This window comes from Longimicrobium sp. (genome assembly GCA_036387335.1).
Lineage (GTDB): Bacteria > Gemmatimonadota > Gemmatimonadetes > Longimicrobiales > Longimicrobiaceae > Longimicrobium.
Map to the genome: position 1 here is coordinate 19,696 of DASVTZ010000230.1, position 11,871 is coordinate 31,566.

Genomic DNA, 11,871 nt, shown 5'->3' on the forward strand with positions numbered 1-11,871 from the left:
TTTAGAAGAGGAAGATGAGCAGGGAAACCAGCGCGCCCGCCGCGAGCAGGGTAGGAAGCGGATTACGGCTCAGCAGGGAAAGGCCATCGTCCAGCAGCGTGCCCAGCGTAGCGGGCCTGTGAACAGTGGTCGCTTGAAAGGCCTGCTGCCGCTGCTGCACCGCGCTCAAGGCCACCGACTCGGCCACCTTGACCAGCGTTTCGTTGGCGTCGCCCAGCTGCTTGACCAGCGTGCTCAGGGCGCCCGCCGCCTCTTCGGCCGGTCCGCGCGCGGACTGCTGAGTGATCGCCCGGATGCTGTGGACGATCTCCCCGAACGAGACCTGCATCTCCTGCATCCGCTCCAGATTACCCGCGTGGTGCTCCGACAGGCTGCCCAGATTGGCGAACGTGTCGCTAAGCTGCAGCGACAGCTTTTCCATGGCGGTTTCGTCCTCCACCGCAGGCACGGTTGCGGGGAGCAGTTCAGCCGTGGTGAAGCGCTCCAGCGCGTCGTAAAAGGCCGACTGGGCACGCGCAAGCCGAAAGTTGAGGAAAGAGATGACAATGGCGCAGGCCAGCCCCACCAGGGTGGTGACGAACGCGGTCTTCTTGCTGGCGATGATGTGCCCCAAGCTGTCCACCGCCTCGCTGAATCCCCCCGCCGCCGGAACGCCGGACGCGCTGGGCAGCACCGCCTGCATTTCCAGCAGCATCAGGCACAACCCCAGGAAGGTGCCGAGCATTCCCAACATCATCGCCAGGTCCACCGCGTAACCGGGAAAGGCCAGTCCCGGGCTGGCGCCTTCGCGCAAGATCGTCATCTGCTGGAGCGCGTCAACATTCACCTTCACGCGCGCCTGCTTCATGCGGGCCAGCGCGTCCAGCCGGTCACCGATCAGCGTGTCGCCGGGTACGTGCTCTCGCAGCAGGTGAAGATCCACGGGAGGAGGGAGCGGAGAGCGCTTCCCGTGTTCCGCCCCCTGCGTCGGCTGCTCCGCGTCCCGAAGCTCCTGCAGCCGCGAGCGCACGTGGTTCAGCGTGCGTGTCTCGCGGTGGCGGTACCGGGCGCGGTGGCGCACAGCAGCTGATCCGGCGGCCGTTCCCAAAACCAGCAGGAATAGCAGGATCACTCGCCCGGCGACCGTGTTGTCCTGCCAGAGAAGAGAGATGATGCCGTGGGCGCTCATAAGTCCCTTCGTTGTCAGCCGTTGAATTTCACGTCGCGCGCGGAAAGGTGCCCGATCTCGTTCGCCTGCCCTCCCGGGGCTCCTGAGCGTCCTCCCGCGTTGAATCCGATGTCGTTGCTGGCCACGATCCGGCCGATCTTGTTGTGCTGTCCACCGGCCGACTGTGGGGCGGGGGCGGGTGGCGCGTCCAGCAGCGGCCGCCGGTCCGCGCCGAACTGCTTGCGCAGCACCGGCACCGCCGCCTCTTCGCTGCCGTCCAGCTCCATCTGGTTCACCGCGAGGTCGAACGCCTGCTGCACTCCGGCGCCGGACCCCAACGCGGTGTAGAAGGCCTGTGAGAAGGTGAAGGCGGCCTCGTCGGTGATGGCGTGGTTGGTGCCGATCGCGTAGTCCACGATGTCGCGCAGCACCTCGACGATGGAATGCGTGTGGCAGGCGTTCAGGACCACGACGCGCACCCCGCCGTCCAGCAGGTCGAACAGCTTGCCCAGCGCCGCCTTGTCCACCGCCGTGGGATTCCCCGCCGCGTCGCTCAGGTAGAGGACGCCACCTTTGCCGCCGTGCCCCGAGAAGTGGACGATGTCGGGTCGGTAGTCCAGCAGGGCAGCCTGCAGGTCGCGCGTGCGCGTGCCGAAGTGAGACTCCATTTCCAGGGTATCGTGTGCCTTCCCACGCATCAGCGCGCGCCGGATCGCGCGCATCTCCGCTTCCAGCTCCAGCTTTGCGCGGTCGCGGAACGGGTCGGCGGCCAGGAACAGCACTTTGATCTTGTCGGACATAGGAGTCTCCGGGGGTTGGTTTCGCGCTCTAATCTGTGCGGAGCATCTGTCGGACGGACGGCTCCGGTTTCTCACGCGCGGCACCGGCGCCGGTCCCATGAGATCGGGGCGGCGGTCTGAACGTGGAGCGGTGGGTGGATGGGCAGCACCGCGGATCGGACCGGGCTGCATCCTCACCGTTCCCGACGAGTTGCCGAAGCTGGTGCGTGACGAACGGATGACGGCGAGGGTCGGCACGGCACCCGCGCGTCAGGTGCTGAGCGAGGTGGAGGACTCGGAGTTTACATCCTGGAGAGCGGATGCCTCGGAGTGGCGGCAGCTTGGCTACGAGGAGGGGGCACTACGAGGTGGGCCAGATCACAGCGGTTGAGGGGTGATTTCGCCCATCAGCGCACCATCTCGCGCAGCGACTGGGAGCCGGCACGGCTGGCGACCACCTCCGAGCCGTCGGAGAAGCGGACGGAGAGGCGCCGCTCGTCGTAAGGGCGGATGGCGGAGACGTGGTCCAGGTTCACGATGTGCGCCCGGTGCACGCGCCGGAAGGATGCCGGGTCCAGGCGGCGCTCCAGCTCGTTCAGGCTGATGTCGGCCAGCACCTGGCCGGCGCCGGTGCACAGGGTCACGTAGTCGCCCGCGCCCTCGATGCGATGCACGTCGCGCATGCTCACGGGCACCATCTCGCCCTTTCGACGCACGAACAGCCGCTCCAGGTACGGCTCCGGCGCGGGGGCGGGCGCAGACGGGGCAGACAGGCGGCGCGCCACGCGGTCCACAGCGGCCTGGAAGCGCGTCCATCCGAACGGCTTCACCAGGTAGTCGTACGCTTCCACCTCGAAGGCGCGCAGGGCATACTCCGGGTACGCGGTGGTGAACACCGGCGCGGGGCGGTGCGCGGCGCGCTCCAGCACCTCCAGCCCGGTGCACTCCGGCATCTGCACGTCCAGGAACACCACGTCGGGCGCCAGGCGATCGATCAGCTCCACGGCCGCCATCCCGCTCTCCGCCTCGCCCACCAGCAGCAGGCGCGGATCGCGTTCCACGAAGCGCCGCAGCCGCTGCCGGGCCAGCGGCTCATCCTCCGCCACTACGGTACGCAGCGCCATCGCGCTCATCGCTGCCCCGCCATCGCCAGAGCGGGCGCGCCGGCCGGGAGCGCGAGCGCCACGCGGAACCCCGCGCCCGGCGCCGTGGTGATCCGCATCTGCCCCGCATCGCCGTAGCGCGCCTCCAACCGCCCGCGCACCAGCCGCAGCCCCGCGCCCGGCGCCCGCTCCACCTGCTCCAGGATGGCGCCCGCCCCGTCATCCTCCACCGACAGCAGAAGCTGGCCGCCGTCCCGCGCCGCGCGTATGCGGATGGAGGTGGGCGCCACGCGCATCGACGCGGCGTGCTTCACCGCGTTCTCCACCAGCGGCTGCAGCACGAAGGAGGGCACGGTGCACCGCAGGGCGTCGTCATCCACCTCGATCTCCGCGTGCAGGCGCGCGCCCAGGCGAAGCTGCTCGATCCACAGGTAGTCGCGCACGAGCTGGATCTCCTCGGTCAGCGGCACGTCGTCGGCGGCGCTGCGGCGGACGTCGCAGGTGCGGTGCAGCAGCGCGCCGAAGCGTTCGATGGCCTCCTCGGCCCGCCCGTCGCCCGCGCTCACCAGCTCCAGCAGGGAGTGCAGCGTGTTGAACATGAAGTGCGGATTGATCTGCGCGCGCAGGGCCTGCATCTCCGCGCGCGCGTGCAGCGCCTCGGCCCGCGCGGCGCGCGCCTCCTGTACGCGAAGGCGCTCGCCGACCTCGCCGACGTAGCGCACGGCCGCGATGGTCACGTACAGCAGCACGCCGGCGCCCAGCTGCCAGCGGAGCTCCTCGAAGGTGAGCGTGGCCACCCGCGCGCGCCACGCCCAAAGCGAGTCCACGACCGTGCGCAGGGCCAGCATCAGGCCGCACCACGCCAGCGAGAAGGCGATGGCGAGCACGGCGTGGATCCCCAGGAACGCGCCCGATCCGCGGCTGCCCCAGGGGATCGCCGCGCACGCGTACACCACGCCGATGCCGGCCAGCGCGGCCGGAACGGTGTTGCTCAGGGCCAGCGTGAAGCTTCCCAGCGCGTCGCCGCCGCCGGCCATGATGGCGCCGAAGTACGCGGCGAGCATGGGGAGCCACGCCGCCGCGTACAGCGTCCAGCGGCGCCGGTCGGAGCCGGCGGAAAGTGCGTCGGTCATGCGGATCAGGGGGAGGGTACGCGCAGGGCCTGAGCGGCGGCTCGGAACAGCGCCGCCTCGTCCGCCGGGGGAGCCGCGACGTTGGGCTCCACACCGTTGCCTTCCAGGCGGCGGCCGGCGGCGGTGCGGTAGTCCATCGCGGGAAAACGAAGCCGCCACCCGGGCGCCACCACCACGTCGGCGGAGGAGAGCATGGCGCCCGCCGTGCGCTCGCCCACGACGACGGCGCCGCGCGCTTCCTGGAGCACGGCGGCCACCGCCTCCGCGGCGCTCCCCGTGCCCTTGTCGGTCAGCACGGCCACGCGACCCGCGTACGGCCGCTCGAGCCCGCCGCCGATGTACAGCATCGCGGCACCGCCTGCCGCCGCCACCGCCTCTGCCAGCCTTTCGCCGGGCACCGAGCCGTCGGTGGGGAGCGCGGGCACCTTCGCGGCATCCAGTGCGCCCGCGGTGCGCATCCCCCGGCTGTCGTACCCGTTGCGGACGACGAAGTAGCCGGCGGGCACGGGGGTCGCGTTCAGGTGCTGCCCCAGGCGGTAGGCCAGGTCCACGGAGCCGCCCTCGTTTCCGCGGAGGTCGATAACGATGGCCGGCAGCGCCGCCATCGCGGCGAACGCGCTGTCCATCCGCGCCACCTCGGGCACCAGCGCCGCCCCGGACGGGTTGAAGCTCTCGATGCGGAGGTAGCCCAGCGACGGCGAAAGTACCCGCCAGCTCACGGATGGCCTGGCCGCCGGCGCGGGTGCGGCCGCCGTGCTCGGCCCCAATGGCCGCGTCAGGCGGACGGAGGGGACGAAATTCAGGTGCGAGGTGCGCAGCGCGCGAAGCAGCCCGGCGATGACCTCGTACGCCTCGGGGTCGGTGCGGGCGGCGGCGGCGCCCGGGCGTGCCTCGGCCACGAGCTGGTTCCAGTCTGCGCCGTTGTACCCGGGATCGTAGAAGCTGCGTCCGAGCACCGCCACAACACTGTCGAACACCGCCGTCCCGGTCAACGGCGCCAGCGCCTCGCGCGTCAGGCGCAAGCCCGTTGCGGCCACGGGCGCCTGGCCGGCGCCGCTCCAGGTGCCCCGCAGCGAATCGCCGCGAACCGCCACGTCCAGCGCGAACTCGCCGCCGCGCGCCGTCCCGCGGGCCACGAACCCCGAGTCCGTCCGCGTGGCCGAGGCGGGCACCACGGTCTGCGACCAGGAGAAGGCGCCGGGCGTGAGCACGCCGCCGCGCTCGTCCATCGACAGCACCGCCGTGAGCGGCTGCGGCGCCTCCACGCGCACCAGCCAGTTGCCGGCGACCTCCGGCCGCCCCTGGGCAAGGGTGTCGGACGCGAGTGCCGGGATCAGGAGCAGGGGAATCAGGAGACGGCTGCGGGTGTGCATCATCGCTCAGACGGTTGCTGGGAACGGAACAGCCACGTGCGACAACAGTGGCGTTTCCCCGCAACTTGCCCAAGCGTCGTTCGCCCAACCGGCCGGCTACGCGCCCGACCGGGCCGTATCGTCGTCGGATGGCGGGCCCCTCACCTCCGTTTGTCCCAGGATCAGGACGGATCAGCGCGGACGGTGCCCGCCCAGGTACCCTGCGCGAAGAGCGTGTCGCCGGGGTCGTCGGTGACACGGAACCAGCGCTGGCCTTCGGCTTCGCCCACCCAGAGGCGGGCGTGGGCCGGGAGCGGGAGCGGGGCGCGGAAGGCGATGCGCATGCGGCGGAGCGCGGTGGGGTCGCCGCCCAGCGGACCTTCGACGAGGGCGTGCGCCGCCATCGCCGCCGTGCAGAAGCCGTGCAGGATGGGGCGCTTGAAGCCGAACGGCCGCGCCGTCCACCCCCAGAGGTGGATCGGGTTGTAGTCGCCCGAGGCGCGCGCGTGCCGCCGGCCGGCACCGCCGCCCAGCACCCAGCTCGCGAGCGGCTCCCACGTCTGCGGCCCCTCCGCCGCGGGGTCGCGCCGGGGCGGGTCGCCGGTGCGGGGTTGCCGCGGCGCGCGCGTGCGGGCCAGGAAGATGGCGGTGCTCTGGGAGCATAGCTGGCCGGTGGCTGTCCAGTTGCGCGCGGTTACCGTCAGCCGTAGCCCACGGCTCACCTGCTCGGCGCGCTCCAGCTCCACGCGGCAGCGCACCGTGTCGTCAAGGCGGATGGGGCGCAGGCAGAGGATCTCGCTCTCCAGGTGCACCACGCCGCCCACCGGGAGCGGTCGGTCCAACCCGGCGAAGAGCTCCAGGCACCGCTCCGTCTCCCAGGTCGTGGGGAAGAGCGGGGGAAGCGGCGCGCCATCGCCCTTGAACGCGGCGATGTCCGCTCCCTCGGTGGCGCGGAGGTAGCGCTCCACCGACGCCGCATCCGCAAACACCCCGGTGCGCTCCACGGCCGGTTTGCGGCGCGGCGCCTCCAGCGGCAGCTCCGGTTCGTTGCGCGCCATCAACCCGCGCACGGCCAGCCGCAGCGCCGAGCCGAGTTGGGAAGCAGAGCTCAAGATCGGCATCGTGGATCGGGCCTGTGCAGGTACAGGACCGCCTTGATCGTAGAATAGCGCGCGGTTACAGAATCGAGCCCATCCACCTGCCCCTCCGTTGCAGTATTTGCATAGATCAACGTTCCCAGGGGTCCTGCGGGAAGACAGGATCGGCCAACTGGGATCGAGCCTCTTCGATGTCCCATTCGAAGCTGTCGATGTCGTCTTGCGACAGATGTGGAAGGGACGCGTAAAGTTCCCGCAAATCCTCCAGGGTACATCCGCGGGGCAGAGGCCGGGGGTCGGCGTCTCGATCAGGCATCGGACTCATCTCCTTTTTTCTGATCAGCAGAAAATGCAGGCGCCAGGGTCGAATCAGCCCGCTGCAGCTATCACCTGCACGGCCACGGTCCTCTCGCGCGGCCCGTCCCACTCGCACAGGTAGATGCCCTGCCAGCGGCCGAGGAGGGGGCGGCCGTCGTGGACGATCAGGGTCAGCGACGGGCCGAAGAGGGAGGTCTTTACGTGGCTGTCGCTGTTCCCCTCCGCGTGTCGGTAGTACGGCTCGGTGGCGGGGACGATCTCGTCCATCTTGCGCAGGACGTCGTGCACCACGTCGGGGTCGGCGTTCTCGTTGACGGTCAGGGCGGCGGTCGTGTGGAGGCTCTGCACGACGACGATCCCCTCGCGCACGCCGGTGCGGCGAACGGCTGCTTTCACCTGCCCGGTGATCTCGACCAGCGCGTTGCGGTCGCCGGTGCGGACGCGGATCTCTTCCATTTGCTTTACGTGGATGCGAAGGGGGCCTACTCCGGCCACACCTCGGGGTCGTCGAGCACCTTGTACCCGCCGCGCTTCCAGGCCTGGTCGGTGGGCTCGGCGAACCAGACGGGCTGCCCGGCGGAGGTCACGTATCCCAGCAGGTCGTTGGACGGCGTCACGATGAACCCGACCGCTGCGCCGTCCCCGAGGCTCAGGAACAGCTCTCGGGCCACCGCGAAGTCCATCTGCCGCACCGGCTCCGCCTGCACGCGCTGGGCATCAGGCCCAAGGATCACGCGAGTGTCGATGCGGGCGTCCACCATCCACTTGGCGAAGTGGGCGACCGGCACCCGGTTCTCGGCGTCGTCAGGGCCCTCGTTGGCGTCCCAGACCTTCCTCCACATGCGCCGCCCCGCGATCCGGCCCACGAAGACCATGGGATCCCCCGCCGTGGTCGGGCGGATGACGACGCCGTAGAACAGGCCCGCGAGAAGGCCCAGCGCCACGCCGACAGGGGGCGCGAAGGGAAGCGTCACGAGCGCGGCGCCGCCGATTACCATGCCGGTACGCCGAAGGGTGGGGAGCGCCGCCCGGGTCCGCGCCCGCGCCTCGCCGGCGATGGCGCTCCAGTCCGCGTCGATGGGTTCCGATCGGTCGTGTGGATCCATTCGCAGGCTCCCGAGGCACGAGGACGCCGGTGCGCAGCCGGTCAGTTCATCATGGGATCGCTGGCCGTGGCCTGCACCAGGAACGGGGTGTCGTACGGCTCCGCGCCGCCGATGCTCACGGAGAAGCGGTACATCCCCTCTGCGGGAAACTGCACGCCAACCATCGAAAAGACCTGGTTGGCGGTGGCGAACTCGCCCGGCGGGACGGCGGGCGCCATGATCTCGCCGACCGCCTCGAACATCGCGGTGCCGTCCTGGTCCAGCAGGCGCACCTCGACGGGGAAGGTGCGCCCCGCGTCGCCGAACTCCATCTGCACGCGGAAGGCGAAAACCATCCGCGGGTGGACCACGGGGAAGTTCGCCGCGTTGATGCGGTCGAAGATGCCCAGCACGTTCAGCTTCCCTTCCTGCGACACGTTGGCTTCATCCGCCAGGAAGGCGAGAGAGATGTTCATCGGGTCCCTTCCGGCCGCGCCGGGCATGGAGTGTCTTTTCCGTGGATCCAGAGCGACGCCACCTTTACCTCGTCGCGCAGCGAGTCGGGCTGCGCGACTGCACCCACTGTATCCGCAGGGGCCAGGCCGAAGCTGACCCCCGGCGCGTTCGGCGACCAGAGCGCGAGGCGCCCTTCGCCCAGCATCGCACAGAGCCGGCCGTAGCGGCTGCGCAGGTCGCCCAGCGTGGAGCCGATCCCCACGCCCACCGCCGTGCGCACCTCGGGCGAGACCGCCACGATGCGCACCACGCTGTCTCCCGCGAGCTGCGCCACCACCGCGCGACCGGCCAGCGAGACGAGGAGCCCCTTCTCCGCCGTCCCCTCGGCCTGCCAGGCGGTGTCGCGGGCCTCGGGGCAGGCGGCGCGGAGGGCGGCGCCCGTCATCCCCAGCCGCACCGGGCCGATGCCGTAGCGCTGCGCCGGCGACGATCCCGCCGTCGCGCACCCGCCCGCCGCCCGCTCGGAGCCAGGACGGATGCGAATGGTGTCCTGCCGCGGAGGGGCGAGCGGCGCCCCCGCGCGCGAAAGGAGGGCCACTCGCACCGGATACACCGGCGTCGTCGCGGCGGCACCCGCGGGAGCGGGCGGCGTGCGGACGGCTTGGCGCACCTCGATCGCGGCCCCCTGCGCCACCGTCCCCAGCTCCCAGGTGACGCGCGTCTCGCCGCCGGCAGAGTCGATGGCGGGAGCGCCCGGCGTGCCTGCCGGCGCCGCGACAGCACCCATCGCCCCCTGCATCACCAGCTGGATGCGCGCGCCCTCGAGCGCCGTGGCGGTGCGGTTGGCGAGGGCGACGACGATCGTGTCCTCCTGGTTCCACCCCATCGGCTCTGGGACGGCGAGCGTGACCACGGCCCCGGGCGCGCTGGTCGTGTCCACCACCGTCTGCACCTCGGGCGCGTCCGTGCGGTCGCCGCGGCACGCCGCCAGGGCCAGCGCCATCGCCATCATCGACCCGAATGCCCTGCCCATCCGTCGCCTCATCCGGTCTCGCGCGTGTGGGAAAGATGCGCCGGCCGCGGACGCGGTTTTGCGTGGCGGCGGCCCGGCTCTATTTTGTCGTGCGCGCCGCTCCGGCGCGAGGGCGGCGCGTTCACCACTGCCACACCGGTACGATGGCCCAGGTCAACCAGGACAACCCCACGCTCAACCGCGCGGCGCGCACCGGCACCCCCACCGAGGACGAGCGGCTGCTGGAGTCGCCCGCCCAGGCGCCGGCGCGGGCGGGCGACTTCGTGCACACGGATCCGTGGCGGGTGTTCCGCATCATGGGCGAGTTCGTGGAGGGGTTCGACGCGCTGGCCAACCTGGGCCCCGCCGTCACCATCTTCGGCAGCGCGCGGGTGAAGCCGGACCACGAGCAGTACGCGCTGGCCCGGGAGACGGCGCGGCTGCTGGGCGAGGCGAGCTTCACCATCATCACCGGCGGCGGGCCGGGGATCATGGAGGCGGCCAACGCCGGGGCGCGCGACGCGAAGGTGATGTCGGTGGGGTGCAACATCGAGCTCCCCTTCGAGCAGCACGTGAACCCGTACGTGGACGTTGCCATCAACTTCCGCTACTTCTTCGTCCGCAAGACGATGTTCGTCAAGTACGCGGAGGCGTTCGTCATCTTCCCTGGCGGCTTCGGCACGCTGGACGAGCTGTTCGAGGCGCTGACTCTGATCCAGACCCGCAAGGTCCGCGATTTCCCGGTGATCCTCTTCGGCCGCTCCTACTGGCAGGGTCTTCTCGATTGGATCCACGGGACCCTCCTCGCCGAGGGCAAGATCTCGCCCGACGACCTCAAGCTGATGGTCGTCACCGACTCGCCCGAAGAGGTCGCGCGCATCATCGTCGACTGCCACGAACGCAACTGCGCGGCCGCGGAGGAGAAGAGCGTGCGGGAGGAGGTTGGGGTGAGGAGCGGGCCCGGCGGTTGAAACCGCTGCAACAACTGCGGGAAGCCTGCCTTCGCAGGCTCCGGGGCCGGTTGGGTGATTCACCCCGGGCATCGCGCCGCCGGGGGCTGAAGCCCCCGGCTGAAACCACGCGAAGGCGGCTGAAGCCGGCTAGAGAGACGTGATATGGACCCCGAGTCCGCGAAGGCGGACTTTGTGCTGTTGTTGACGCGAGTTCACTCGCCACGAAATCCAAACACCAGGCGATTCTCAGACATGTCGAAGAGCAAGTTCCTGAGCGGCAAGCGCATCGAGCCCACGCGGATCGGGCCGGGGCTGAGCGTGTCCGAGCTGGTGGACGGGACGTTCCAGGCGTACAACGCGGCGCGTCTCAGAGAAGGGTGCCACCTCCTCACGAAGAAGATGCTGGACGACGACGTCACCGTCGGGCTGACGATGACGGGGGCGCTGACGCCGGCGGGGCTCGGGATGAGCTCCGTGATCCCGCTGATCGAGGCCGGGTTCGTCGACTGGATCATCTCCACCGGCGCCAACCTGTACCACGACACGCACTTCGGCATCGGGCTGGAGCTGCGTCAGGGAAGCGCGCAGATCTCCGACACCGTGCTGCGCGAGGAGGAGGTCGTACGCATCTACGACATCTTCTTCGACTACTCGGTGCTGCTGGACACCGACGCCTTCTTCCGCCAGATCATCACCGGCCCCGAGTTCCAGCGCCCCATGTCGTCGGCCGAGTTCCACTACCTGTGCGGAAAGTACGTCGCCGCGCGCGAGGAGGAGCTGGGGATCGGGCGCAAGTCGCTGCTGGCGGCGGCGTACGAGCACGCGGTGCCCATCTACACCTCGTCCCCGGGCGATTCGTCGATCGGGATGAACGTGGCGGCCAAGGCGCTGCAGGGAAACAAGCTGATGTTCGACGTGAACGCGGACGTCAACGAGACCGCGTCCATCGTGCTGGACGCCAAGCGCGGCGGCGGCAAGTCGGCGATCTGGATCCTGGGCGGCGGGAGTCCCAAGAACTTCGCTCTGCAGACGGAGCCGCAGATCCAGGAGGTGATGGGGATCGACGAGCGCGGCCACGACTACTTCCTCCAGATCACCGACGCGCGCCCCGACACCGGCGGCCTCTCCGGCGCCACCCCCGCCGAGGCCGTGTCCTGGGGCAAGATCGACCCCGACCGCCTTCCCGACGCGGTCGTGTGCTACATCGACTCCACGGTGGCGCTCCCCATCCTGGCCGCATACGCGCTCGACCAGCACGCGCCGCGCACCCCCAAGCGCCTCTTCGACCGCCGCGAGGAGATGATGCAGCGCATTCGCGACGAGTACCAAAAGTCCTCGCGCAACGAGGCCGCCCAGGAGACCGCGCGCGAGCACGCCGTGCACGAAGGCAGCATGCTGGACCGGGACCGGTAGGCGGCTCGAGACGGAGTGCCGCA

General features: G+C 70.4%; 12 protein-coding genes. 2 read left to right on the plus strand and 10 right to left on the minus strand.

Annotation, left to right across the window (positions count from 1 at the left end):
• Position 1: 1 nt before the first annotated feature.
• From VF647_23375 to VF647_23420, 10 genes are all read right to left on the minus strand, one after another.
• Positions 2-1,168 (minus strand): hypothetical protein, encoded by a 1,167-nt coding sequence (locus tag VF647_23375; protein ID HEX8455039.1) that lies wholly within the window; start codon positions 1,166-1,168, stop codon positions 2-4.
• Positions 1,169-1,182: 14 nt separating this feature from the next.
• The gene (locus tag VF647_23380; protein HEX8455040.1) at positions 1,183-1,947 is read right to left on the minus strand and encodes a CHAT domain-containing protein; all 765 of its coding nucleotides are present in this window, start codon (positions 1,945-1,947) and stop codon (positions 1,183-1,185) included.
• 386 nt (positions 1,948-2,333) lie between these two features.
• Positions 2,334-3,059: a LytTR family DNA-binding domain-containing protein gene (locus tag VF647_23385; protein ID HEX8455041.1), complete on the minus strand. Its 726-nt coding sequence runs from the start codon at positions 3,057-3,059 to the stop codon at positions 2,334-2,336.
• Positions 3,056-4,162, minus strand: coding sequence for a histidine kinase (locus VF647_23390; protein ID HEX8455042.1), 1,107 nt, complete (start codon positions 4,160-4,162; stop codon positions 3,056-3,058). The genes VF647_23385 and VF647_23390 overlap by 4 nt, the downstream gene beginning before the upstream one ends.
• Before the next feature lie 5 nt (positions 4,163-4,167).
• The gene (locus VF647_23395) at positions 4,168-5,538 is read right to left on the minus strand and encodes a S41 family peptidase (GenBank protein ID HEX8455043.1); all 1,371 of its coding nucleotides are present in this window, start codon (positions 5,536-5,538) and stop codon (positions 4,168-4,170) included.
• Positions 5,539-5,696: 158 nt separating this feature from the next.
• Complete coding sequence (locus VF647_23400) at positions 5,697-6,635, minus strand: MaoC/PaaZ C-terminal domain-containing protein (GenBank protein ID HEX8455044.1); 939 nt, start codon at positions 6,633-6,635, stop codon at positions 5,697-5,699.
• A gap of 345 nt (positions 6,636-6,980) precedes the next feature.
• A complete protein-coding gene (locus VF647_23405; protein ID HEX8455045.1) occupies positions 6,981-7,385 on the minus strand; it encodes a secondary thiamine-phosphate synthase enzyme YjbQ in 405 nt (134 codons plus the stop codon).
• 26 nt (positions 7,386-7,411) lie between these two features.
• Positions 7,412-8,035 (minus strand): hypothetical protein, encoded by a 624-nt coding sequence (locus tag VF647_23410; protein ID HEX8455046.1) that lies wholly within the window; start codon positions 8,033-8,035, stop codon positions 7,412-7,414.
• 41 nt (positions 8,036-8,076) lie between these two features.
• Positions 8,077-8,490, minus strand: a complete 414-nt coding sequence (locus tag VF647_23415; GenBank protein HEX8455047.1) for a hypothetical protein — start codon at positions 8,488-8,490, stop codon at positions 8,077-8,079.
• Positions 8,487-9,515, minus strand: a complete 1,029-nt coding sequence (locus VF647_23420) for a hypothetical protein (protein ID HEX8455048.1) — start codon at positions 9,513-9,515, stop codon at positions 8,487-8,489. Before VF647_23420 ends, VF647_23415 begins: the two co-directional genes overlap by 4 nt.
• Before the next feature lie 131 nt (positions 9,516-9,646).
• Here VF647_23420 and VF647_23425 point away from each other — a divergent pair, with 131 nt between their 5' ends.
• Positions 9,647-10,453, plus strand: coding sequence for a TIGR00730 family Rossman fold protein (locus tag VF647_23425; GenBank protein HEX8455049.1), 807 nt, complete (start codon positions 9,647-9,649; stop codon positions 10,451-10,453).
• A 234-nt stretch (positions 10,454-10,687) separates the two neighbouring features.
• On the plus strand, positions 10,688-11,848 hold the full coding sequence (speY, locus tag VF647_23430) for a deoxyhypusine synthase (GenBank protein HEX8455050.1): 1,161 nt from the start codon (positions 10,688-10,690) through the stop codon (positions 11,846-11,848).
• Positions 11,849-11,871: the final 23 nt, after the last annotated feature.